The organism is Pseudomonas sp. AC242 (assembly GCF_979258655.1).
Genome location: NZ_OZ409873.1, coordinates 163,401 through 187,225, shown reverse-complemented (window position 1 = coordinate 187,225; position 23,825 = coordinate 163,401). Strand labels below are relative to the sequence as shown.

Annotated in this window: 18 protein-coding genes; 15 read left to right on the top strand and 3 right to left on the bottom strand. The window is 58.5% G+C overall.

The window, feature by feature from the left end; genetic code table 11:
- Positions 1 to 48 precede the first annotated feature (48 nt).
- From ACZZ0A_RS00735 to ACZZ0A_RS00695, 9 genes are all read left to right on the top strand, one after another.
- Complete coding sequence (locus ACZZ0A_RS00735) at positions 49 to 1,650, top strand: ABC transporter substrate-binding protein (RefSeq protein ID WP_095114531.1); 1,602 nt, start codon at positions 49 to 51, stop codon at positions 1,648 to 1,650.
- A gap of 260 nt (positions 1,651 to 1,910) precedes the next feature.
- Positions 1,911 to 3,536 carry an ABC transporter substrate-binding protein gene (locus ACZZ0A_RS00730; RefSeq protein ID WP_095114532.1) on the top strand — a complete coding sequence of 542 codons (1,626 nt, stop codon included), beginning with the start codon at positions 1,911 to 1,913 and terminating at the stop codon, positions 3,534 to 3,536.
- 300 nt (positions 3,537 to 3,836) lie between these two features.
- Positions 3,837 to 5,435: an ABC transporter substrate-binding protein gene (locus tag ACZZ0A_RS00725; protein WP_007917614.1), complete on the top strand. Its 1,599-nt coding sequence runs from the start codon at positions 3,837 to 3,839 to the stop codon at positions 5,433 to 5,435.
- A gap of 175 nt (positions 5,436 to 5,610) precedes the next feature.
- Positions 5,611 to 7,026 (top strand): OprD family porin, encoded by a 1,416-nt coding sequence (locus tag ACZZ0A_RS00720; RefSeq protein ID WP_007917616.1) that lies wholly within the window; start codon positions 5,611 to 5,613, stop codon positions 7,024 to 7,026.
- A gap of 78 nt (positions 7,027 to 7,104) precedes the next feature.
- Positions 7,105 to 8,700 (top strand): ABC transporter substrate-binding protein, encoded by a 1,596-nt coding sequence (locus tag ACZZ0A_RS00715; RefSeq protein ID WP_095114534.1) that lies wholly within the window; start codon positions 7,105 to 7,107, stop codon positions 8,698 to 8,700.
- Positions 8,701 to 8,773: 73 nt separating this feature from the next.
- Positions 8,774 to 9,784 carry an ABC transporter permease subunit gene (locus tag ACZZ0A_RS00710; protein WP_007917620.1) on the top strand — a complete coding sequence of 337 codons (1,011 nt, stop codon included), beginning with the start codon at positions 8,774 to 8,776 and terminating at the stop codon, positions 9,782 to 9,784.
- A gap of 11 nt (positions 9,785 to 9,795) precedes the next feature.
- Positions 9,796 to 10,722: an ABC transporter permease subunit gene (locus tag ACZZ0A_RS00705; protein ID WP_414893475.1), complete on the top strand. Its 927-nt coding sequence runs from the start codon at positions 9,796 to 9,798 to the stop codon at positions 10,720 to 10,722.
- A gap of 10 nt (positions 10,723 to 10,732) precedes the next feature.
- Positions 10,733 to 11,701, top strand: a complete 969-nt coding sequence (locus ACZZ0A_RS00700; protein ID WP_463542393.1) for an ABC transporter ATP-binding protein — start codon at positions 10,733 to 10,735, stop codon at positions 11,699 to 11,701.
- Positions 11,701 to 12,681, top strand: coding sequence for a peptide ABC transporter ATP-binding protein (locus tag ACZZ0A_RS00695; protein WP_007917625.1), 981 nt, complete (start codon positions 11,701 to 11,703; stop codon positions 12,679 to 12,681). Before ACZZ0A_RS00700 ends, ACZZ0A_RS00695 begins: the two co-directional genes overlap by 1 nt.
- 209 nt (positions 12,682 to 12,890) lie before the next feature.
- On the opposite strand, the gene ACZZ0A_RS00690 is transcribed toward ACZZ0A_RS00695, so the two are convergent.
- Together ACZZ0A_RS00690 and ACZZ0A_RS00685 are read right to left on the bottom strand one after the other, a co-directional pair.
- Complete coding sequence (locus ACZZ0A_RS00690; protein ID WP_414893474.1) at positions 12,891 to 13,154, bottom strand: hypothetical protein; 264 nt, start codon at positions 13,152 to 13,154, stop codon at positions 12,891 to 12,893.
- Positions 13,155 to 13,314: 160 nt separating this feature from the next.
- Positions 13,315 to 14,511, bottom strand: coding sequence for an MFS transporter (locus ACZZ0A_RS00685; protein WP_463542392.1), 1,197 nt, complete (start codon positions 14,509 to 14,511; stop codon positions 13,315 to 13,317).
- Positions 14,512 to 14,780: 269 nt separating this feature from the next.
- Between ACZZ0A_RS00685 and ACZZ0A_RS00680 the strand changes: the two genes are divergently transcribed.
- Positions 14,781 to 15,964 (top strand): IS3 family transposase gene (locus ACZZ0A_RS00680; RefSeq protein WP_202949549.1). Its coding sequence is split into 2 segments (ribosomal slippage): positions 14,781 to 15,045 and positions 15,045 to 15,964, totalling 1,185 coding nucleotides; the frame shifts between segments, so codons are not numbered across the junction.
- A gap of 657 nt (positions 15,965 to 16,621) precedes the next feature.
- Here ACZZ0A_RS00680 and ACZZ0A_RS00675 read toward each other — a convergent pair.
- Positions 16,622 to 18,205: a peptide chain release factor 3 gene (locus tag ACZZ0A_RS00675; protein ID WP_007915312.1), complete on the bottom strand. Its 1,584-nt coding sequence runs from the start codon at positions 18,203 to 18,205 to the stop codon at positions 16,622 to 16,624.
- A gap of 358 nt (positions 18,206 to 18,563) precedes the next feature.
- Here ACZZ0A_RS00675 and ACZZ0A_RS00670 point away from each other — a divergent pair, with 358 nt between their 5' ends.
- The 5 genes from ACZZ0A_RS00670 to ACZZ0A_RS00650 all read left to right on the top strand — a co-directional run bounded on the left by ACZZ0A_RS00670 (position 18,564) and on the right by ACZZ0A_RS00650 (position 23,801).
- Positions 18,564 to 19,253 carry an ABC transporter permease gene (locus ACZZ0A_RS00670; RefSeq protein ID WP_169844036.1) on the top strand — a complete coding sequence of 230 codons (690 nt, stop codon included), beginning with the start codon at positions 18,564 to 18,566 and terminating at the stop codon, positions 19,251 to 19,253.
- A gap of 20 nt (positions 19,254 to 19,273) precedes the next feature.
- A complete protein-coding gene (locus ACZZ0A_RS00665; protein WP_463542391.1) occupies positions 19,274 to 20,167 on the top strand; it encodes a glycine betaine ABC transporter substrate-binding protein in 894 nt (297 codons plus the stop codon).
- A 12-nt stretch (positions 20,168 to 20,179) separates the two neighbouring features.
- Positions 20,180 to 20,833 carry an ABC transporter permease gene (locus ACZZ0A_RS00660; RefSeq protein ID WP_007915307.1) on the top strand — a complete coding sequence of 218 codons (654 nt, stop codon included), beginning with the start codon at positions 20,180 to 20,182 and terminating at the stop codon, positions 20,831 to 20,833.
- Positions 20,830 to 21,987: an osmoprotectant ABC transporter ATP-binding protein OsmV gene (locus tag ACZZ0A_RS00655; protein ID WP_034154441.1), complete on the top strand. Its 1,158-nt coding sequence runs from the start codon at positions 20,830 to 20,832 to the stop codon at positions 21,985 to 21,987. Before ACZZ0A_RS00660 ends, ACZZ0A_RS00655 begins: the two co-directional genes overlap by 4 nt.
- 650 nt (positions 21,988 to 22,637) lie before the next feature.
- Positions 22,638 to 23,801: a type III PLP-dependent enzyme gene (locus tag ACZZ0A_RS00650; protein WP_007915304.1), complete on the top strand. Its 1,164-nt coding sequence runs from the start codon at positions 22,638 to 22,640 to the stop codon at positions 23,799 to 23,801.
- Positions 23,802 to 23,825: the final 24 nt, after the last annotated feature.

Sequence of the window (23,825 nt, the reverse complement as noted above, 5' to 3'; positions counted from 1 at the left end):
CCCCAGCTACTCTTCCACGATTACCACCGCCGATTCCCCGGGGACCCCATGCCAAGATCCACCCTAAAACCGCTCTTGATCTCCCTCGCACTAACCGCCATAGCCCCGATCGCCAACGCCGCCACAACCCTGGTCTACTGCTCCGAAGCCAGCCCCGCCGGCTTCGACCCCAGCCAATACACCAGCGGCACCGACTTCGACGCCTCCGCCGAAACCGTCTTCAACCGCCTCACCCAATTTAAACGCGGCGGCACCGACATCGAACCCGGCCTGGCAACAAAATGGGATATCTCCCCGGATGGCCTGCAATACACCTTCCACCTGCGCCAAAACGTAAAATTCCACACCACCGACTACTTCACCCCCACTCGAGACTTCAACGCCGACGACGTCCTCTTCACCTTCCAGCGCCTGCTCGACCCGGAAAACGCCTTCCGCAAGGCCTACCCCGCCGAATCCCCATACTTCACCGACATGGGCCTCAACACTACGATCAAATCGGTAGAAAAACTCGACGAGCAAACCGTGCGCTTCAACCTCAACAACGTCGACGCCGCGTTCGTGCAAAACCTCGCCATGAGCTTCGCCTCCGTGCAATCAGCCGAATACGCCAACCAACTGTTGAAAGAAGGCAAAGCCGCCGACCTCAACCAGAAGCCGATCGGCACCGGCCCATTCGTGTTCAAGCGCTACCAGAAGGACTCACAAATTCGCTACGCCGCCAACACGGCCTACTGGAAACCCGAAGACCTCAAAATCGATAACCTGATTTTCTCCATCACCCCGGACGCCGCCGTGCGCCTGCAAAAACTCAAGGCCGGCGAATGCCAGGTCAGCGGCTACCCACGCCCGGCCGACATCGAAGTGATGGAAAAAGACCCGAACCTGCGCGTGCTCAAACAGGCCGGTTTCAACCTCGGCTTCCTCGCCTACAACACCACCCACGCGCCACTCGACCAGCTCAAAGTGCGGCAGGCGTTGGACATGGCCATCGACAAACCGGCAATCATCAAAGCCGTCTACCAAAGCGCCGGCCAGTTGGCGCAAAACGCCTTGCCGCCGGCGCAATGGTCGTATGACCCGAACATCAAGGACGCACCCTACGACCCGGCAAAAGCACGGGTGCTACTGAAAGAAGCAGGGGTTGCGCCGGGTACAACCATCAACCTCTGGGCGATGACAGTGCAGCGCGCCTCGAACCCGAACGCGCGGATGTCGGCGCAGATGATCCAGCAGGATTGGGAGAAAATCGGCATCAAGGCCAACATCGTCAGCTACGAATGGGGCGAGTACATCAAGCGCGCGAAAAATGGCGAACACGACGCGATGATCTATGGTTGGACAGGTGACAACGGTGACCCGGACAACTGGCTTGGCGTGCTCTACAGCTGCGCGGCGGTAAAAGGCAGCAACTACGCCAAATGGTGCGATCCGGCCTACGACAAACTGGTGCAACAGGCCAAGTTGTCCACCGACAAAGCACAGCGGGTAAAACTGTATCAACAGGCGCAACTGATCCTTAAACAGCAAGTGCCGATCACACCGATTGCCAACTCCACGGTGTTTCAGCCGCTGCGCAAGGAAGTTACTGACTTCCGGATCAGCCCGTTCGGTCTAACCCCCTTCTATGGCGTGGGTATAAATAAGTAACACCGAGCCCCAAGGCGGCGCGCACAACGTGACCAACGCACCGTTTTGGGGCTTCATTTGCACCGTAAAAACCACCCGCAAACGGTCAAATGCGTCAGAAGTTATACAGATGCGACATTAAGGTACGTTCGTGCCACGCTTTGAGGCCGGCAGTCACTCTGGATCTTGCAATGGGTATGGCCCCTGCATAAGTATCCGCAGGCACGACTCACGAGGTCGTACCTCACAACTAAAAAATGACAACAAATCATGAGGCCAACATGCTTAAACACGCGGTCATTCCGTTTTTAGTCGGCGCAGGCTTGTTAGCCTCCGCACCTTTCGCATCCGCTGCGACTAACCTGGTGTTCTGCTCCGAAGGCAGCCCGGCCGGTTTCGACCCAGGCCAGTACACCACCGGAACCGACTTCGACGCCTCAGCCGAAACCATGTTCAACCGTCTGACCCAGTTCGAGCGCGGCGGCACCGCCGTGATTCCTGGTCTGGCGACCAAGTGGGACATTTCCGATGACGGCCTGACGTACACCTTCCACCTGCGTGAAGGCGTCAAGTTCCACACCACCCCGTATTTCAAGCCGACTCGTGAGTTCAACGCCGACGACGTACTGTTCACCTTCAATCGCATGATTAACAAGGATGACCCGTTCCGTAAGGCGTACCCGACCGAATTCCCGTACTTCACCGACATGGGGATGGACACCAACATCACCAAGATCGATAAAGTCGACGATCACACCGTCAAGTTCACTTTGAAAGAAGTGGATGCCGCGTTCATCCAGAACATGGCCATGAGCTTCGCCTCGGTACAGTCCGCCGAGTACGCTGCCCAGCTGCTCAAGGAAGGCAAGGCTGCCGACATCAACCAGAAGCCGATCGGCACTGGCCCGTTCGTGTTCAAGAGCTACCAGAAAGACTCCAACATCCGTTACACCGGCAACAAGGACTACTGGAAGCCTGAAGACGTGAAGATCGACAACCTGATCTTCGCCATCACCACCGACCCGTCGGTACGTATTCAGAAGCTGAAAAAGAACGAGTGCCAGGTCACCCTGTTCCCGCGTCCGGCCGACCTGAAAGCGCTGAAAGAAGACAAAACCCTGAAAATGCCTGACCAGGCTGGTTTCAACCTGGGTTACATCGCCTACAACGTGATGGACAAGGTCAAGGGCAGCAACGAGGCGAACCCGCTGGCAGACCTGCGCGTTCGTCAGGCGCTGGACATGGCCGTGAACAAGCCGCAAATCATTGATTCGGTTTATCAGGGCGCAGGCCAACTGGCCGTCAACGCCATGCCGCCGACCCAATGGTCTTACGACACCACCATCAAAGATGCCAAGTACGATCCTGAGAAAGCCAAACAGCTGCTCAAGGAAGCCGGCGTCAAGGAAGGTACCGAGATCGTGCTGTGGGCGATGCCGGTGCAGCGTCCGTACAACCCGAACGCCAAACTGATGGCTGAAATGCTCCAGTCCGACTGGGCCAAGATCGGCTTGAAAGTGAAGATCACTAGCTACGAGTGGGGCGAGTACATCAAACGCTCCAAAGGTGGCGAGAACCAGGCCATGATCATTGGCTGGAGCGGTGACAATGGTGATCCGGACAACTGGCTGAACGTGCTGTTCGGTTGCGACTCGCTCAGCGGCAACAACTTCTCCAAGTGGTGCGACAAGAAGTTCGACGGCCTCGTCAAAGAAGCCAAACGCACGACCGACCAGGCCAAGCGCACCGAACTGTACAAACAGGCGCAACACGTCCTCAAAGATGCAGTCCCGATGACACCTATCGCTCACTCGACGGTGTACCAACCCATGCGCGCCAACGTGCAGGATTTCAAGATCAGCCCATTCGGCTTGAATTCCTTCTACGGCGTCAGCGTCAGCAAATAAGGCACTGCAACGGCGACGTTTATAACGTCGCCGTTGTTTTACCTGCCGGGAAGTTAGGAAATTGCCTACAGCCAATTCCACTGTGGATTACCGCAGCGGTATAGGACGCGTCGCCTTTTCCTACGAGCTTTAAGGCATTTACGCATTTACTGCCAGAACCGCGGCCCCTACCGTCGGGTACTGACCAGTGTCTGCGTGGGCCACCGGTTTGCCGTACGCACTGGATTGAGCTCGATGCAGCCAAAACGTCTCCGGATGAGACGACGGCGCATTGAACAACACTAAAAAAGAGGGAGCGTCATGCGCCATACCTTGATTTATTCCGCATTGCTGGGGGCCGGCCTGTTGGCCGCCTCGTCCGCCAGTTTCGCCGCCAGCAAAAGTCTGGTGTTCTGCTCTGAAGGCAGCCCGGCGGGCTTTGATACCGCGCAATACACGACGGCCACCGATAACGACGCCGCCGAACCGATCTACAACCGACTGGTCGAGTTCGAAAAAGGCGCGACTAATGTCGTCCCGGGCCTGGCAACCACGTGGGATATTTCCGAGGATGGTCTCAAGTACACCTTTCACCTGCGTGAAGGTGTGAAATTTCATACAACGCCGTACTTCAAGCCGACCCGCGACTTCAACGCCGACGACGTGTTGTTCACGTTTAATCGCATGCTCGATGCACAGCAACCTTTCCGTAAGGCTTATCCCACCGAATTCCCGTATTTCAACGGGATGAGCCTGAACAAGAACATCGCCAAGGTCGAGAAGACCGGGCCGCTGACCGTGGAGTTCACGCTCAACAGCGTCGACGCAGCGTTCATTCAGAATATCGCCATGAGCTTCGCCGCCATCCTGTCCGCCGAATACGCCGACAAACTGCTGGCCGAAGGCAAGCCGAGCGACATCAACCAGAAACCGATCGGCACCGGGCCGTTCGTGTTCAAGAGTTATCAGAAAGACTCGAACATTCGTTACACCGGTAATAAACATTACTGGGATCCGAGCCGGGTCAAACTCGACAACCTGATCTTCGCGATCAACACCGACGCCTCGGTGCGCGTGCAGAAGCTCAAGGCTGGCGAATGCCAGATTACCCTGCATCCGCGCCCTGCCGATGTTGAAGCGTTGAAGGCCGACCCGAAACTGCAACTGATTTCCAAACCGGGTTTCAACCTCGGCTACATCGCCTATAACGTCCGCCACAAGCCCTTCGACCAGCTCGAAGTGCGCCAGGCGCTGGACATGGCGGTGAATAAACAAGGAATTCTCAACGCTGTTTATCAGGGCGCCGGTCAACTGGCCGTCAACGCCATGCCGCCGACCCAGTGGTCCTACGACGACAGCATCAAAGACGCCGCCTACAACCCGGAAAAAGCCAAAGAGCTGCTCAAGGCTGCCGGCGTTAAAGAAGGCACCGAGATCACCCTGTGGGCGATGCCGGTGCAGCGCCCGTATAACCCGAACGCCAAACTGATGGCCGAAATGCTCCAGGCGGACTGGGCCAAGATCGGTCTGAAAGTGAAGATCGTCAGCTACGAATGGGGCGAGTACATCAAGCGCACCAAAAATGGCGAGCACGACATCAGCCTGATCGGCTGGACCGGTGACAACGGGGATCCGGACAACTGGCTCGGCACGCTGTACAGCTGCGATGCCATCGGCGGCAACAACTACTCCATGTGGTGCGACCCGGCTTACGACAAGCTGATCAAACAGGCCAAGGTCGTCACCGACCGCGACCAACGCACCGTGCTCTATAAACAGGCCCAGCAATTGCTTAAACAGCAAGTGCCGATCACGCCTGTCGCCCACTCGACGGTCAACCAGCCGTTAAGCGCGAGGATCGAAGGGTTCAAAGTCAGCCCGTTCGGTCGCAACGTGTTCTCGGGTGTCGGTATCGATTAAACCAGATGATTAGCCGCAACGCTGGGGGGCGCTGTCTAGCCCCTCACGCAAGCGCTTTGCCGAAATTCGCCAATCCGGCTTTTTGCAAACGTTTGCGATGTGTGAACGAGTTCTAAACCAATAACCGGCATACCAAAAAAAGCCGGCATAAAAAGAAAGTAAAGGAGCTTCACCCATGAAACTGAGCAGCACCGCGATACTGGCTCTGGCCATCAGCAGCGTCACCGCCACGGCGTACGCAGAAACCCAAAGCCAGGCGTTCACTCCAGTAACAGTCAACGAGAAGAGCGCCCAGGCCGAGGCCACCGGCTTCCTCGAAGGTCAATCGATCAGCGGCTCGACCCGCAACTGGTACGCCAACGAGCAACTCAAGCGCGGCGGCAAGTTCGCCTATCGCAAGAACGGCCAATCGACCGAAACCGACCGCCGCATCAACTGGGTGCAAGGCACGATCATCAAGTACAACTCGGGCTTCACCGAAGGTACTGTCGGTTTCAGCACCGAAGTGGCGGCCTACAACGCCATCGCTCTTGAGCGTGACCGCGAGAACCTCGCCTCCAACAACGGCGGCGCACCGGGCACTCGTCCAGGCGCAGGCAACAACCGTACGCTGACCAAAGAAGGCGGTGACGCTCAAGGTCAATGGAGCAAAGTGGGCCTGGCCAACATCAAGGCACGTATCTCCAATACCACCCTGACCGCCGGCCGCATGAACTTCAGCAGCCCGCAGGTCGACGTGATCGGCAACCGTCCGCTGCCGTCGAGCTTCGAAGGTATCGCGATCCACAGCGAAGAGCTGAACAACCTCTCGTTCGACCTGGCAACGTTCGACCGCGTCTCGCCTCGTACCGAAGAGAGCCTCAGCAAGTTCCGCTCCGAATACGGCAACATCGACGCCGAAGCTGACCACGTGAATACCGCCGGTATCTCGTACCAGCCGTTCGCCAGCCTGACCACCAGCCTGTGGGGCACCCAGGCTGAAGACCTGTGGAACCAGTACTACTTCGGCGCCACCCACGTGCTGGGTGACAGCTCGATCCTCAGCCTGACCACCGGCCTGAACTACTACAAGACTGTCGACGAAGGCAAAAAACTGCTGGGCGACATCGACAACGACACCTACTCGCTGTCGTTCGGCCTGACTCACCTGGCACACACCCTGACCTTCTCGTATCAGGAAGTGAACGGTAACGAGTACTTCGACTACCTGCACGAAACCAACGGTATCTACCTGGCCAACTCCCTGCTCTCGGACTTCAACGGCCCGAACGAGAAGTCCTTCCAGGTTTCCTACGGCATCAACATGGCCGAATACGGTGTACCGGGCCTGAAGTTCAACATCTACCAGGCGCGCGGCTGGGGCATCGACGGCACTCACTACAAAGGTGGCGGCTACGACGGTGTGCAATCGATGGACGGCGAGCACCACTATGAATACGGCATCGGTGCAACCTATGCCGTACAGAGCGGGCCACTCAAAGCCACCACGATTCGCGGCACTTACACCGCTCACCGCGCCAGCGAAAACCAGGCTGACGGCAGCATCAACGAGTTCCGTCTCGTGACCACGATTCCATTCAACATCCTGTAAAAAACGCCAACCGACGGCTGACTCATGATGAGTCGGCCGTTCGGTTTTTTGTCTTCAACCGATTGCAGAGGGTTATCGATGAAAATGCTTCCCCTACGTGCGGCCATCGCGGCTGCGTTGCTGAGTGTCGCTGTTGGCGTCTCGGCCAAACCCTTGGTGGTCTGCACCGAAGCCAGTCCGGAAGGCTTCGATATGGTCCAGTACACAACTGCAGTCACGGCGGACGCTGTGGCCGAAACCATCTTCAACCGCCTGGCTGACTTCAAGCCCGGCACCACTGAAGTGATCCCGGCTCTCGCCGAGTCCTGGGACATCAGCGAAGACGGCCTGACCTACACGTTCCACCTGCGCAAAGGCGTCAAGTTTCACACCACCGAATATTTCAAGCCAACCCGCGACATGAACGCTGACGACGTGGTCTGGAGCTTCCAGCGTCAACTGGACCCGAATCACCCGTGGCACAAACTGTCGAGCGTGGGCTTCCCGTACTTTGAAAGCATGGGCTTCAAGGAACTGCTGAAGAATGTCGAGAAAGTCGACGACAACACGGTCAAGTTCACCCTGACCCGCCGCGAAGCGCCGTTCCTGGCCGACATCGCGATGGCGTTCTCCTCGATCTACCCGGCCGAATACGCCGACCAATTGCTCAAAGCCAACAAGACCGGCGACCTCAACAACAAGCCGATCGGCACCGGCCCGTTCATCTTCCAGCGCTACGCCAAGGATGCGCAGGTGCGCTTCAAGGCCAACCCGGAGTATTTCCGTGGCAAGCCGCCAGCCGATGCGTTGATCCTGGCGATCGCCACCGACAACAACGTGCGCCTGCAGAAGCTCAAGGCCAACGAATGCCAGATCGCGCTGTATCCAAAACCGGATGACATCCCGAGCATCAAGAAAGACGCCAAGCTCAAGGTCGATGAACTGAACGCGATGACCGTTTCGTACATCGCCATGAACACCCAGCACAAATACATGAGCGACGTGCGCGTGCGTAAGGCGATCGATATCGCCTTCGACAAAGCCGCTTACGTCAACGCGCTGTTTGGCCCGGGCAATGCGACCGTCGCGGTCAACCCGTACCCGGACACGCTGCTGGGCTACAACCACGACCTGAAGAACCCGCCGCGCGACCTCGACAAGGCCCGCGCCCTGCTCAAGGAAGCCGGGGTTCCGGAAGGCACCGTGTTTACCCTGTTTACCCGCAACGGCGGCGGCCCGACCAACCCCAACCCGATGCTCGGCGCACAAATGATGCAGGCTGACCTGGCGAAAGTCGGGATCAAGATCGACATTCGCGTGATGGAATGGGGCGAAATGCTCAAACGCGCCAAGGCCGGTGAGCACGATATGGTCTCGGCCGGATGGGCGGGCGACAACGGCGACCCGGATAACTTCCTGACGCCTATGCTCAGTTGCGAAGCTGCCAAGAACGGCGAAAACTACGCGCGCTGGTGCAACGAGAAATTCCAGGCACTGCTCGACGAAGCACGGGCTAAAGTAGATCCGGCCGAACGCGCGAAACTCTACGAGCAGGCTCAGGTCCTGTTTAATCAGGATCAACCGTGGATCAGCATGGCCCACACGCGGATGTTTACTGCAATGCGCAACAACGTAGAGGGCTATCACATCAGCCCTCTCACCACTAATAACTTCGCCACCACCCAGGTGAAGTAGATAAGAAACTCCCGGTGTTCCTGACCCCAGGGACACCGGGCACGCCTAACCGGCTGATGAGGTACCACACAAGATGTTTAGTTTTATTGCCCGCCGACTGGGGTTATTGATCCCCACGTTTTTCGGCATCACCTTGCTGACTTTCGCGTTGATTCGCATGATTCCGGGCGACCCCGTGGAAGTGATGATGGGCGAACGTCGGGTCGACCCCGAAATGCACGCTCAGGCAATGGAACGCCTAGGTCTGAACAAGCCACTGTATGCCCAGTATCTGGACTACATCGGCAAACTGGCTCAAGGCGACCTCGGCGAATCCCTGCGTACGCGCGAAAGCGTGTGGACCGAGTTCACCTCTCTCTTCCCGGCGACCCTGGAACTGTCCATGGCCGCCCTGCTGTTCGCCGGCATTCTGGGCCTTCTGGCCGGGGTGATCGCGGCACTCAAGCGAGGATCGCTGTTCGACCACGGGGTGATGGGCATCTCCCTCGCGGGGTATTCGATGCCGATCTTCTGGTGGGGCCTGATCCTGATCATGTTCTTCTCGGTGAGCCTGGGCTGGACCCCGGTTTCCGGACGGATAGACCTGCTCTACGACATCGAGCCGCGCACCGGTTTCATGCTCATCGACACGCTGCTGGCCGATGACGTCGGTGCGTTCTTCGATGCCCTGCATCACCTGATCCTGCCGGCCATCGTGCTCGGCACCATTCCGCTGGCAGTGATCGCGCGGATGACCCGTTCGTCGATGCTCGAAGTGCTGCGCGAAGACTACATCCGCACCGCCAAGGCCAAGGGCCTGTCGCCGTCGCGCGTGGTGTTCGTCCACGGCCTGCGTAACGCGCTGATTCCGGTACTCACCGTGGTCGGTCTGCAAGTCGGCACCCTGCTGGCCGGTGCGGTCCTGACCGAAACCATCTTCTCCTGGCCCGGCATCGGTAAATGGCTGATCGAAGCCATCGGCGCCCGGGACTACCCGGTTGTGCAAAACGGCATCCTGTTAATCGCCTGCCTGGTGATTCTGGTCAACTTCGTAGTGGACATCCTCTACGGCTTTGCCAACCCACGCATCCGTCATCAGCGCTGAGGTCAATAACCATGAGCACTCCAACATCCTCAGTAGCCACCGCCGCCGCCAACGCGGATCAAAGCCTGCTGTACCCGTCGCCGTACAAAGAATTCTGGCAAGCCTTCTCGAAGAACAAGGGCGCAGTTGCTGGCCTGCTGTTCATGCTGCTGATCATTTTCTGCGCGCTGTTCGCGCCGTGGGTCGCGCCGCATAACCCGAGCGAGCAATACCGTGACTTCCTGCTGACGCCGCCGGCGTGGCTGGAAGGCGGGCAGATGCAATTCCTGCTCGGCACCGATGAACTGGGTCGTGACCTGCTATCGCGCCTGATCCAGGGTTCGCGCCTGTCGCTGCTGATCGGTTTGTCGTCGGTAGTCATGTCGCTGATTCCGGGGATCCTCCTCGGTCTGTTCGCCGGGTTCTTCCCGAAGATGATCGGCCCGACCATCATGCGTCTGATGGACATCATGCTGGCCCTGCCGTCGCTGCTGCTGGCTGTGGCGATTGTCGCCATCCTCGGCCCTGGCCTGATCAACACCGTGATCGCCATTGCTGTGGTTTCGCTGCCGTCCTACGTGCGTCTGACCCGTGCCGCCGTGATGGGCGAGCTGAACCGCGACTACGTGACCGCCGCGCGCCTGGCCGGTGCCGGTCTGCCACGCCTGATGTTCATCACCGTGCTGCCGAACTGCATGGCGCCGCTGATCGTTCAGGCGACCCTGAGCTTCTCTTCGGCGATTCTCGATGCCGCCGCGTTGGGCTTCCTCGGCCTTGGCGTACAACCGCCAACCCCTGAGTGGGGCACCATGCTGGCCTCGGCCCGCGACTACATCGAACGCGCCTGGTGGGTGGTGAGCCTGCCTGGTTTGACCATTTTGCTCAGCGTGCTGGCAATCAACTTGATGGGCGACGGTCTGCGCGATGCGCTCGACCCGAAACTCAAGAACGCCGCCTGAGGAGATTCCCATGTCACTGCTAGAAATCAAGAATCTCAACGTTCGCTTCGGCGACAAGACCGCGACCCCGGTGGTCGACGGCCTCGACCTGAAAGTCGACAAAGGCGAAGTACTGGCCATCGTGGGCGAGTCGGGTTCGGGTAAATCCGTGACCATGATGGCGCTGATGGGCCTGATCGAGCACCCCGGCATCGTCACCGCCGACTCGCTCAGCTTCGACGGCAAAGACATGCTCAAGCTGAGCAACCGTCAGCGTCGGCAAATCGTCGGCAAAGACCTGTCAATGGTCTTTCAGGACCCGATGACCGCACTGAACCCGAGCTACACCGTCGGTTTCCAGATCGAAGAAGTGCTGCGTCTGCACCTGAAAATGTCCGGCAAGCAAGCGCGCAAACGTGCGATCGAGCTGCTGGAAAAAGTTGAAATCCCGGGCGCCGCGAGCCGTATGGACGCCTACCCGCACCAACTGTCCGGCGGTATGAGCCAGCGTGTTGCGATTGCCATGGCGATTGCCGGCGAGCCGAAACTGCTGATCGCCGACGAACCGACTACTGCGCTGGACGTGACGATTCAGGCACAGATCATGGATCTGCTGCTGGCGTTGCAGAAAGAACAGAACATGGGCTTGGTGCTGATCACTCACGACCTCGCGGTCGTGGCGGAAACCGCCCAGCGCGTCTGCGTGATGTACGCAGGGCAAGCCGTTGAAGTCGGTCAGGTACCGCAACTGTTCGACGTCCCGGCGCACCCGTACAGCGAAGCGTTGCTCAAGGCGATTCCCGAGCACAGCCTCGGCGCCTCACGCCTGTCGACCCTGCCGGGTATCGTTCCGGGCCGCTACGACCGTCCGCAGGGTTGCCTGCTGTCACCGCGCTGCCCGTACGTGCAGGACAGCTGCCGCACGCAGCGTCCAGGCCTTGATCCGAAAAGCAACAGCCTCGCGCGCTGCTTCTTCCCGCTGAACCAGGAGGTGGCGTAATGGCCGTCGTACTTACCGCCCGCGACCTGACCCGTCACTACGAAGTCTCCCGTGGTCTGTTCAAGGGCCACGCGACCGTGCGCGCACTCAACGGTGTGTCGTTCGAACTGGAAGCCGGCAAGACCCTCGCCGTGGTAGGCGAGTCGGGCTGCGGCAAATCCACCCTCGCCCGCGCGTTGACGCTGATTGAAGATCCGTCGTCCGGATCCTTGAAAATCGCCGGCCAGGAAGTCGCCGGCGCCGACAAAGCCCAGCGCAAGCAACTGCGCAAAGACGTGCAGATGGTCTTCCAAAGCCCATACGCCTCGTTGAACCCACGGCAGAAAGTCGGTGACCAGCTCGGCGAACCGCTGCTGATCAACACCAACCTCTCCGCCGCTGAGCGTCGCGAGAAAGTCCAGGCGATGATGAAGCAGGTCGGCTTGCGCCCTGAGCATTATCAGCGCTATCCGCACATGTTCTCCGGCGGTCAGCGCCAGCGTATCGCCCTGGCCCGGGCGATGATGTTGCAACCGAAAGTGCTGGTGGCGGATGAACCGACTTCGGCATTGGACGTGTCGATTCAGGCGCAGGTGCTGAACCTGTTCATGGATCTGCAGCAGGAGTTCAACACCGCGTACGTGTTCATCTCGCACAACCTCGCGGTGGTGCAACACGTGGCCGATGACGTGATGGTGATGTACCTCGGTCGCCCGGTGGAACTGGGTCCGAAGAACGACATTTACGAGCGTCCGCTGCACCCGTATACCCAGGCGCTGCTGTCGGCAACCCCGACCATTCACCCGGACCCGAACAAGCCGAAAATCAAGATCGTCGGTGAACTGCCTAACCCGCTGAACCCGCCACCGGGCTGTGCTTTCCACAAGCGCTGCCCGTATGCGACCGAGCGTTGCAGCACGGAAGAGCCAGCGTTGCGCCAGCTCGACAGCCGGCAGGTGGCTTGCCACTACGCCGAGCAGTTCCTCGACGGCGCGGCATAAGCAAATCTGGAGAGCGACACGAAACCTGTAGGAGCTGTCGAGTGAAACGAGGCTGCGATCTTTTCATTGTCAGAATCAGAATCAAAAGATCGCAGCGTGCCGCAGCTCCTACAGGGATCATGTTTATTCAGGGATAAAGTGTTGAGCAAACCCCTTCCACCTCGATTGCGCATCAGTCGAGGCCGAAGGGGTTTTCTTTTGCCTGCGATTTACGTTTGGCTATCGCCTTCGTCGTCCGGATCATCAGAGTCCGGCTCATCGGTGGTCGAGTCGTCGTCATCGGCGCTGCCACCCTGCCCCTGATCGCCCGGCTCGGATTCAGACTTGGCGAGCATCAAACCGCTATGCCCGGCCTGCCCGTTGAACGCCTGAGAATCGTGATCCTCGCACTCGGCCCAGGCCGTCGCGGTGCCGAGGGACAGCATGACCATCACTTTCAACAGCAATAAAACCCGTAGCAACCTGCTTTTCATAGCCGACTCCATCCATTTTCAGGTGAGACATTCGTGCCTGACTGGCGCTGTGTGAAATCTAGTTCCGATCCATCGGGTTCACCAGATAGGACGCTAACGAGCGCGCAGAAATGCCCTCGGCAGACAGATTGCTTTCGAATAATGCCAATAGCTGGATCAGCTAAGCGACCGGGCGCACGCGCGTGGCCTGCCAAGTCAGCGGGATGGAAATCAACACCATCAGCGCACTCGCCAGCCACACACTGTGGCCCCCGAATTGACCATACAACTGGCCACTAAGCACCGGTGACAACATCGCACTGGCGCTCCAGCTCATAAAGAACAGGCCGAAGTACTGACCGCTTTTGCCGCCCTGGGCAAAACGCATCGCCAGCACATTCAGCGGCGGCATGAAAAACGCCTCGCCCAAGGTCCAGATCAGCGTCGACAGGCAGACGTAAAACAGCCCGGAACCGAACGGCAACATGCCGAGCCCGCAGGCCAGCAACACACTGCCGAGCAGCATTTGTCGACGCATGCCCCATCGCTCGCCCCAATGCGACAACGGAATCTGCAGGGCGATCACCAACAACGCATTGAGGCCAAACTGCCAACCGATCGCTTCGGTGCTCAAGTGATAGTAATCACGCAGATAATTGCCCAGGGTGCTGTAGACCGTGTCGAACGCGATGCCAAGCACAGCCGTCGCCGCCAGCAACCAGAGGAACGGTTTGTCGCGATACGGCCCCCCGGAACCTGCGTCATCCGTGGGCCTTTCGTCATTGATCAGCACCGGACGCTGCCACGTGGTGCGGACAAACCACAGCAAGGCCAGCAACGTCATTGCCGCACTGGCGAAAAATACCCAGCGAAAATCAGCCTGCGCCAAAACCCCGCCCGCCACCCCGGCAGCGGCCATCCCGAGGTTGCGCGCCACCCGGCTCAAGGCCTGCGCACGCGAGCGCTGCGCCACCTCGCAATATTCCATGATCAGGCGCTGATGCAGCGTGCGAATGGCCCCATCGAGGGTTCCGCTGAGCAACAACAATGCCGCCAGCAACGGCACCTGCGTCACCAGCCCCAGCAGCAACAGCACCCACACCGAAACAAAGAACAACGCCGCCGTCAGCCGCGCCGTGCGCACATGATCACTGAGCCAGCCACCGAGCATCGAACCGACCAGCAAACCCGCACCGTACGCCGACAGCAACCAGCCAACCGTCTCGATCGCCAGCCCCAGCTCCTGACGCAGGTACAGTGCCATGAACAGCTTGACCATGCTGCTCAAGCGATTGATGAACAACAGCGCCGCGAGCACCCAGGCCATTACGCTGAAATAACCGTTGAGCCGCAGCAGTTGAGTCAGTCGACTCGTCATTCCATTGACCTCTCAAAGCGACTTGCGTGGAGCTGGAACACTAACGGCCAGCAGGCTGGTTGTCGCGTTCGAGAACAGCGAGATCACAAAAAACGGAGTCGTACTACAGCCATTGCGCACGATAAAACCGTGCCGAAGATCAAAAGCCCCTCACCCTATCCCTCTCCCAAAGGGAGAGGGGACTGACCGAGGTGTTTGGGAGAGCTGCAGTGGTCTAATTTCCCCGGACACCCCGATAGGTGGAAAATACATCTATCGAGGAGTTATTCATGACTAAAAAACGCAGGGCATTCGACGACAGCTTCAAGCTGCAAGTCGTGAAGATGATCAAGGATCAAGGACTGACCGTTACGCAGGTTTGCCAGGATCTGAACATTGGTGAGACAGCCGTTCGACGCTGGGTTCAGCAATACGAGGCAGAGCAACTGGGGCAGGCCGGAATCGGCAAGCCATTAACGGCAGAGCAACAGCGCATCCGGCAATTGGAACAGGAAAATCGTCAGCTCAAGGTGGACAACGACATCTTAAAAAAGGCTACCGCCTTCTTTGCCCGCGAGCTGAAGTAAGGTATCGACTGGTTCGGCAGCTGCAACAGAAGGCTTACTCAGTGGCACATGTCTGTCGGTTGCTGAGCATCAGTCGTTCAGGCTTCTATGAGTCTCAGAAGCGTGCTGATGCGCCTGTTCGGCAGAGTTGTCCTGTTCTTGTGCAACTCAAGGCGTCTTTCGCCGAGAGTGGAGGCTGCTACGGCAGCCGCCCTTTGCGCGACGCTTTGCGCGGTAAAGGCATGCTTGTCGGGCTGTATAAAATCCGTCGATTGATGCGGGCTAACGGACTGCGTTCAGCCTGGAAGCGCAAGTTTGTACACACAACCGATAGTAATCATGACCTGCCGATTGCAGAGAATGTACTGAGCAGAAATTTTGACCAAGTGGCGCCAAACAAGGCTTGGGTAGCCGACATCACCTATATCCGCACCCGCAGTGGCTGGTTGTATCTGGCCGTGGTATTGGACTTGTTTTCACGCAAGATAGTGGGCTGGTCGATGGCTCCGAACATGCCGGCAGAGCTGGTGTGCACTGCGATGCAACTGGCTATCGCGCAACGTCAACCGCCACCAGGCTTGATTGCCCACTCAGATCGGGGTAGCCAATATGCGAGTGCAGCTTACAGAGAATTACTGGCAAGAAACGACATGCAGCAGAGCATGAGCCGTAAAGGTAATTGCTGGGACAATGCAGTGATGGAGCGCTTCTTTTTGAGTTTGAAAATGGAGCGGGTATGGCGACGTGACTACGCGAACCACGCTGAAGCGATCCGCGACATTACCGAATACATCGTTGGGTTTTACAACAACGAACGGCTGCACTCGAAACTGGGATATCTGCCACCGACCGTTTATGAACGAGCGATGGCGTCAAAACCACCTATCGAGGTGTCCGGAATTAGTTGACCACTGCAAGCTACGCCGACGTGAAATACCGAGTTGAGCGCAGGTTCTGAAACAGGTCAAAAGCCCCTCACCCTAGCCCTCCCGAAACGTCGGACCGCCCGTAGGGAGAGGGGACTGACCGCGTGGGCTGGAAGAGATACGCCGACGTGAAATACCGAGTCGAACTCAGATCTTGAAAAGCCCACAAATCGGCTCCCTCTCCCTCGGGAGAGGGCTGGGGTGAGGGGTAGCCACAACACAAATCAACAGCCGAACACCGCTTGGCTCTTCACCACTCAACAGGATGAGCGTTAGCTCGGCTGCAGCTCTTGATCTGTAGGGCGACGTCGGAAGGCTGAGTGGAGGGATTGATCCGGGCGTGGGAGCGCAGCGACCGTTTGGCACAGCCAAACACAGCGAGAGGAGGTGCAGCGAAGCAAACCGTAGGCGCTGCGCCCGGATCGATCCCGCAGCGAAGGAACCCCGAGCTCCAGCCAGCGGGCCGCACGTAGGAGCAAGCCTTTTGGGTTACCTTTTCGGCGTTTGGAAAAGGTGACCCGCCGTAAGGGCGGAACCCTAAGCCGCCATCACCCAAAAAACGGATATACCCCCAAAACCAAAGCAAAAAAAGCCCCCTAGGCACACACCGAGGGGGCTTCGGACAAACCAACTCAGAGCTTAGTGATGCTCACGCGTCGCGCGGAATTTCACATCCGGCCAACGCTCTTCCATCAACGCCAGGTTAACCCGCGTCGGCGCAAGATAGGTCAGGTGCCCACCGCCATCGACCGCCAGGTTCTCCACAGCCTTGTTGGAAAACTCCTCAAGCTTCTTCTTGTCGCTGCACTCAATCCAGCGCGCGGAATACACAGTAATCGGCTCATACGAGCACTCAACCTTGTATTCCTCCTTCAAACGGCTGGCGACCACATCAAACTGCAGCACACCCACAGCGCCAAGAATGATGTCGTTGCTGCGCTCCGGGAAAAACACCTGCGTCGCGCCCTCTTCAGCCAACTGCTGGAGACCCTGACGCAACTGCTTGGATTTCAGCGGATCACGCAGGCGCACACGACGGAACAGCTCCGGCGCAAAGTGCGGAATGCCGGTGAAACCGAGGGTTTCACCTTCACTGAAGGTGTCGCCAATCTGGATGGTGCCGTGGTTGTGCAAACCAATGATGTCGCCGGCAAAGGCTTCTTCAAGCTGCTCACGCTCTGAGGAGAAGAACGTCAGGGCGTCGCCGATACGCACGTCCTTGCCGGTACGCACGTGGCGCATCTTCATGCCTTTCTCGTACTTGCCGGAGCAAATGCGCATGAAGGCGATGCGGTCGCGGTGCTTCGGGTCCATGTTCGCCTGGATCTTGAAGATGAAGCCCGAGAACTTCTCTTCCACCGGCTCGACGGTACGCTCGTTAGCGACACGGGCCAGCGGACGCGGTGCCCAATCAACGACGGCGTCGAGCACATGATCAACACCGAAGTTGCCCAGTGCGGTACCGAAGAACACCGGGGTCAACTGACCGTCGAGGAATTCCTGTTGGTTGAATTCGTGGCAGGCACCCTGAACCAGTTCCAGCTGCTCGATGAAACGCTCGTACTCGTCCCCCAGATGCGCACGCGCTTCGTCGGAGTCGAGCTTCTCGATGATCTTGGTTTCGGTGCGTTCGTGACCGTGACCGGCGGTGTAGACAATGATGTAGTCATCGGCCAGGTGGTACACGCCCTTGAAGTCGCGGTAGCAACCGATCGGCCAGGTGATCGGCGCGGCCTTGATCTTCAGCACGGCTTCGATCTCGTCGAGCAGTTCGATCGGGTCGCGGATGTCACGGTCGAGTTTGTTGATGAAGCTGACGATCGGCGTGTCACGCAGACGGCAGACGTCCATCAGCGCAATGGTCCGTGGCTCTACACCTTTACCGCCGTCGAGAACCATCAATGCCGAGTCCACCGCGGTCAGGGTGCGGTAGGTATCTTCGGAGAAGTCTTCGTGGCCCGGGGTGTCGAGCAGGTTGATCATGTGTTCGCGATACGGGAACTGCATGACCGACGTGGTAATGGAAATACCCCGTTGCTTCTCCATCTCCATCCAGTCGGATGTCGCATGGCGATCGGATTTACGGGATTTCACCGTACCGGCCACTGCAATCGCCTTGCCCATCAACAGGAGCTTTTCGGTGATCGTGGTTTTACCGGCATCGGGGTGGGAAATAATGGCGAAAGTGCGGCGTTTCGCGACTTCGGCGGCCTGGTTGGTCATGGGAAATCGCCTGGCGGTGATTCAAAAAAGGGCCGCGATTATAGCCCAACTCGATGCAATAACCGAACCGTTGAGCACATTAAGGGTGGCCAAATGCTGCCGCAGATGGGAACCTTTTGAAGCACGGAGACGTCCATCCCCTGTTACGAATTTTCGTCAGGGGCTGAAAAATCAGCAAGTTAGCCTGACGAGGCTGCGCTCATGGCTCGCTTTCAGACCGCTTTTTGCCGGTGCTGAGGGAGCTGCTTCTCGCGAACGTTTATTCCCGGCAGCCATGTATGGCATGCCACACGGGAGGGCGTTCGCCGACTACAAAAAAAGGAGTCCGCCTGTGGCTATCCGCTATGGCAAAGGGCTGATGGGAGGTGCGGTGGTGATCGCGCTCCTGGCCCTGCTGGTCCACTGGATCGGCATCAACACGATCGAACACTACCGCGACGATTTGTTGTTTTACCTGCAAGCTCATCTGATTCTCGTCCTCGCTTCAATGCTGGCCGCCCTGGTCGTGGGCATCCCCGCCGGCATCTTCCTCAGTCGCCCGACCATGGTCGGCCGCGCTGAACGCTTCATGCAGATCTTCAATATCGGTAACACCGTGCCTCCGCTGGCCGTGCTCGCGATTGCCCTGGGCGTCCTCGGCATCGGCAGTGGCCCGGCGATCTTCGCGTTGTTCCTCGCTTCCTTGTTGCCGATTGTGCGCAACACCTACGAAGGCCTGAAAAATGTCCAGGGCTCGCTGAAAGAGGCGGCCGTCGGCATCGGCATGACCCCGCGCCAGGTGCTGTGGAAAGTCGAATTGCCCAACGCTGTGCCGATCATTGTCGGTGGTGTGCGCGTGGCTTTGGCAATCAACGTCGGCACCGCGCCGCTGGCGTTCCTGATCGGTGCCAACAGCCTCGGCAGCCTGATCTTCCCTGGCATCGCCCTGAACAATCAGCCGCAACTGCTGCTCGGCGCCGCGTGCACCGCGCTGCTGGCCTTGCTGCTCGATGGCGTCGTCACCCTCGCCAGCCGTCTCTGGCTGGAACGCGGTTTGCGCCCGTCTTAAGGCTTTGTGAAGGAATACCTATGAAACGATTGAGCTTGATTCTGGGCTGTATCCTGCTGTTCGCAGGCGTCGCCCAAGCCGCTGAAAAACCGGTTATCCGCCTCGGCGCACGAGTATTTACCGAGCAGACCCTGCTCGCGGAAATCACCGCGCAGTACCTGCGCAGCAAAGGCTACGACGCGCAGATCACCGGTGGCCTGGGCAGCAACCTCGCCCGCAGCGCCCACGAAAGCGGGCAGTTGGACATGCTCTGGGAATATACCGGCGTGTCGCTGGTGGCTTACAACCATGTCACGGAAAAACTCGACAGCGCCCAGTCCTACGCCCGGGTGAAAGAACTCGACGCGAAAAAAGGTCTGGTCTGGCTGACCCCGTCGAAATTCAGCAACACCTATGCCCTCGCCCTCCCTAAAAAGGTCGCCGAGGAATATCCGCAGATCAACAACATCAGCCAGTTGAACGACGTGCTGCGCGCCGAGGCCAAGACCAATCACTTGGTGGCTTTGGATACCGAGTTTGCCAACCGCTCCGACGGTCTGATCGGCATGGTCGATCTCTACGGCATGAACCTGACCCGCAAAAATATCCGCCAGATGGACGCGGGCCTGGTCTACACCGCGTTGCGCAACGGCCAGGTGTTTGCCGGTCTGGTCTACACCACCGACGGTCGCCTCAACGCCTTCGGCCTGAAACTGCTGGAAGACGACAAGCACTACTTCCCCGACTACACCGCCGCGCCGGTAGTGCGTCAGGCCTACCTCGACGCGCACCCGCAATTGGCCGAGCAACTCAAGCCGCTGGCCGAACTGTTCGACGACGAAACCATGCGCCAGCTCAACGCGCGGGTCGACGTCGATCACGAAAGCCCTTCGAAAGTGGCCGCCGATTTCCTGCGCCAGCACCCACTTAACTAAGGAGGAAAAGTCATGGAATTTCTGAACGCCTTTTCCCACCTCGACTGGCAGCAGGTGATGCACCTGACCTGGCAGCACATCACCCTCGTCGGCATTGCCGTGACCCTGGCGATTGTCGTTGGCGTGCCGTTGGGCATTCTGATGACGCGGTTTCCGACTCTCGCCGGCCCATTGCAAGCCAGCGCCACGGTGCTGCTGACGGTGCCGTCGATTGCCCTGTTCGGTTTGCTGCTGCCGTTCTACTCCAAGTTCGGCCAGGGCCTCGGCCCGATGCCGGCGATCACCGCCGTGTTCCTTTATTCACTGTTGCCGATCATGCGCAACACCTACCTCGCCCTCACTGGCGTGGAACCGGGCATCCGTGAAGCCGCGCGCGGCATCGGCATGACCTTCGGCCAGCGTCTGCGCATGGTCGAGTTGCCGATCGCCGTGCCGGTGATCCTCGCCGGCGTGCGTACCGCCGTGGTGATGAACATCGGCGTGATGACCATCGCCGCGACCATCGGCGCCGGCGGCCTCGGTGTGTTGATCCTCGCTTCCATCAGCCGCAGTGACATGTCGATGCTCATCGTCGGCGCACTGCTGGTCAGTCTTCTGGCCATTTTCGCTGACCTGTTTCTCCAATGGCTGCAACGCTCGTTGACTCCAAAAGGACTGCTCAAATGATCGAACTTCAAAACCTCAGCAAAACTTTCCAAAGCAACGGCAAAGACGTCAAAGCCGTCGACTCGGTAAGCCTGACCGTCAATGAAGGCGAAATCTGTGTGTTCCTCGGGCCATCGGGTTGCGGTAAAAGCACCACGCTGAAGATGATCAATCGCCTGATCAAACCGACCTCGGGCAAGATCCTCATCAACGGCGAAGACACCACCGACCTCGACGAAGTGACCCTGCGCCGTAACATCGGTTACGTGATCCAGCAGATCGGCCTGTTCCCGAACATGACCATCGAAGAGAACATCGTTGTCGTGCCGAAACTGCTCGGCTGGGACAAACAGAAATGCCACGACCGCGCCCGCGAGTTGATGAGCATGATCAAGCTGGAGCCCAAGCAATATCTGCATCGCTACCCGCGTGAACTGTCCGGTGGCCAGCAACAGCGCATCGGCGTGATCCGCGCACTGGCCGCTGATGCACCGTTGCTGTTGATGGATGAGCCGTTCGGTGCGGTCGACCCGATCAACCGCGAGATGATCCAGAACGAGTTCTTCGAGATGCAGCGCGCGCTGAACAAGACTGTGATCATGGTCAGCCACGACATCGACGAAGCGATCAAACTCGGCGACAAGATCGCGATCTTCCGCGCCGGCAAACTGCTGCAGATCGATCACCCGGACACGCTGCTCGCGCACCCGGCGGACGACTTTGTCAGCAACTTCGTCGGCCAGGACAGCACGCTCAAGCGTCTGTTGCTGGTGAAGGCAGAAGATGCGGCGGACAACGCGCCGTCGGTGAGCCCGGAGACGCCGGTGGCTGATGCGCTGGAATTGATGGACGAGCATGACCGTCGCTACGTGGTGGTCACCTGTGCCGAGAACAAGGCGCTGGGTTATGTGCGCCGTCGTGATCTGCACCGTCAGACCGGCACCTGCGCGCAGTTCCTGCGCGAGTTCAATGCCACGGCAGCGTACGACGAACATTTGCGCATCCTGCTGTCACGCATGTACGAGTTCAATCGTTCGTGGCTGCCAGTGATGGATGCCGAACGGGTGTTCCTCGGTGAGGTGACGCAGGAGTCGATTGCGGCTTATCTGAGTTCGGGGCGTTCACGTGGGATGAAGACCAGTATTGTCTCGCCGGCTGAGGCGGTGGTCGCCTGATTAACCGGTAAAAACACAAAACCCTGTAGGAGTGAGCCTGCTCGCGATAGCGCAATATCAGTCAATGAAGATGTCGGCTGAAAAAAGTCATCGCGAGCAGGCTCACTCCTACTGGACCGGGGGTGTTACCAAGTCATTCACAAGGCGGAAAAGAATCTCAACACCTGAGAACCAGACAGCATGCGCTGGACAGCCGTCCAAACAGCCAAAATCCCCCTCACCCCCATCTCTCGCGGCCATCGTCGCCGATGTTGCGCCCATCACACTTACCCGCGAATTCGCCGACAAAATCCGCGAACGTGCAGGTATTTTTAACACTGGAAAATTCTCGGGGAACATCTGCCCGTCATCTCGGTCGGCTACAAAGAGTGATGAACGCGACGCACGTCAGAAGCGTGCAAAAACGCGACATTTTTAGTTGATCTCACGCCCCTCACGCCCTAAAGTTCGCGCCGAACGTCCATGCTGGAAACGATCCATCCGGCTCAAGTACTGACGACGAGACAGCAAGGCCAAGGGAAAGCTGCACATCACATGGCCTTTTTGCTTTCGGCGACATGCCTTGGGAAGTAGGCGAACCAAAGTGGGGATACGGAGGACGTTCATTTGCACCCATTGTTAATTTCAGTTTGCCAGTAGGAGTTCCCAGCATGTCGATCCAGGTCGAAGACTATTTCGCGCGCGCTACATTCGACAAAATGAAGGCGTTCGCCGACAAACAGGAAACCCCGTTCGTGGTGATCGACACCGCGATGATCGCCCAGGCCTACGATGACCTGCGCGCCGGTTTCGAATTCGCCAAGGTCTACTACGCGGTCAAGGCCAACCCGGCCGTCGAGATCATCGACCTGCTCAAAGAGAAAGGTTCGAGCTTCGACATCGCCTCGATCTATGAGCTGGACAAGGTGATGGATCGTGGCGTCAGCCCGGACCGCATCAGCTACGGCAACACCATCAAGAAATCCAAGGACATCCGCTACTTCTACGAGAAGGGCGTGCGTCTGTTCTCCACCGACTCCGAAGCCGACCTGCGCAACATCGCCAAGGCTGCCCCGGGTTCGAAAGTCTATGTGCGCATCCTCACCGAAGGCTCGACCACGGCTGACTGGCCACTGTCGCGCAAATTCGGCTGCCAGACCGACATGGCCATGGACCTGCTGATCCTCGCTCGCGACCTCGGCCTGGTGCCTTACGGCATCTCCTTCCACGTCGGTTCGCAGCAACGCGACATCAGCGTCTGGGACGCGGCGATCGCCAAGGTCAAAGTGATCTTCGAGCGCCTGAAAGAAGAAGACGGCATTCACCTGAAGCTGATCAACATGGGCGGTGGCTTCCCGGCCAACTACATCACCCGCACCAACAGCCTGGAAACCTACGCCGAAGAAATCATCCGTTTCCTCAAGGAAGACTTCGGTGATGACCTGCCGGAAATCATTCTCGAGCCGGGCCGTTCGCTGATCGCCAACGCCGGGATTCTGGTCAGCGAAGTGGTGCTGGTTGCACGCAAGTCGCGCACCGCTGTTGAACGTTGGGTTTATACCGATGTGGGCAAATTCTCCGGCCTGATTGAAACCATGGACGAAGCGATCAAGTTCCCGATCTGGACCGAGAAGAAAGGCGAGATGGAAGAAGTCGTCATCGCCGGCCCGACCTGCGACAGCGCTGACATCATGTACGAGAACTACAAATACGGTCTGCCGTTGAACCTGGCGATCGGTGATCGTCTGTACTGGCTGTCGACCGGGGCGTACACCACCAGTTACAGCGCGGTTGAGTTCAATGGCTTTCCGCCGTTGAAATCGTTTTACGTGTAAGCGCAGCTGCGAGTTTCAAGCTGC

Excerpts from the sequence above, each read along its gene's own strand:
- ACZZ0A_RS00735 (WP_095114531.1), top strand. The coding sequence starts at position 49 with ATGCCAAGATCCACCCTAAAACCGCTCTTGATCTCCCTCGCACTAACC.
- ACZZ0A_RS00730 (WP_095114532.1), top strand. The coding sequence starts at position 1,911 with ATGCTTAAACACGCGGTCATTCCGTTTTTAGTCGGCGCAGGCTTGTTA.
- ACZZ0A_RS00725 (WP_007917614.1), top strand. The coding sequence starts at position 3,837 with ATGCGCCATACCTTGATTTATTCCGCATTGCTGGGGGCCGGCCTGTTG.
- ACZZ0A_RS00720 (WP_007917616.1), top strand. The coding sequence starts at position 5,611 with ATGAAACTGAGCAGCACCGCGATACTGGCTCTGGCCATCAGCAGCGTC.
- ACZZ0A_RS00715 (WP_095114534.1), top strand. The coding sequence starts at position 7,105 with ATGAAAATGCTTCCCCTACGTGCGGCCATCGCGGCTGCGTTGCTGAGT.
- ACZZ0A_RS00710 (WP_007917620.1), top strand. The coding sequence starts at position 8,774 with ATGTTTAGTTTTATTGCCCGCCGACTGGGGTTATTGATCCCCACGTTT.
- ACZZ0A_RS00705 (WP_414893475.1), top strand. The coding sequence starts at position 9,796 with ATGAGCACTCCAACATCCTCAGTAGCCACCGCCGCCGCCAACGCGGAT.
- ACZZ0A_RS00700 (WP_463542393.1), top strand. The coding sequence starts at position 10,733 with ATGTCACTGCTAGAAATCAAGAATCTCAACGTTCGCTTCGGCGACAAG.
- ACZZ0A_RS00695 (WP_007917625.1), top strand. The coding sequence starts at position 11,701 with ATGGCCGTCGTACTTACCGCCCGCGACCTGACCCGTCACTACGAAGTC.
- ACZZ0A_RS00690 (WP_414893474.1), bottom strand. The coding sequence starts at position 13,154 with ATGAAAAGCAGGTTGCTACGGGTTTTATTGCTGTTGAAAGTGATGGTC.
- ACZZ0A_RS00685 (WP_463542392.1), bottom strand. The coding sequence starts at position 14,511 with ATGACGAGTCGACTGACTCAACTGCTGCGGCTCAACGGTTATTTCAGC.
- ACZZ0A_RS00675 (WP_007915312.1), bottom strand. The coding sequence starts at position 18,205 with ATGACCAACCAGGCCGCCGAAGTCGCGAAACGCCGCACTTTCGCCATT.
- ACZZ0A_RS00670 (WP_169844036.1), top strand. The coding sequence starts at position 18,564 with ATGGGAGGTGCGGTGGTGATCGCGCTCCTGGCCCTGCTGGTCCACTGG.
- ACZZ0A_RS00665 (WP_463542391.1), top strand. The coding sequence starts at position 19,274 with ATGAAACGATTGAGCTTGATTCTGGGCTGTATCCTGCTGTTCGCAGGC.
- ACZZ0A_RS00660 (WP_007915307.1), top strand. The coding sequence starts at position 20,180 with ATGGAATTTCTGAACGCCTTTTCCCACCTCGACTGGCAGCAGGTGATG.
- ACZZ0A_RS00655 (WP_034154441.1), top strand. The coding sequence starts at position 20,830 with ATGATCGAACTTCAAAACCTCAGCAAAACTTTCCAAAGCAACGGCAAA.
- ACZZ0A_RS00650 (WP_007915304.1), top strand. The coding sequence starts at position 22,638 with ATGTCGATCCAGGTCGAAGACTATTTCGCGCGCGCTACATTCGACAAA.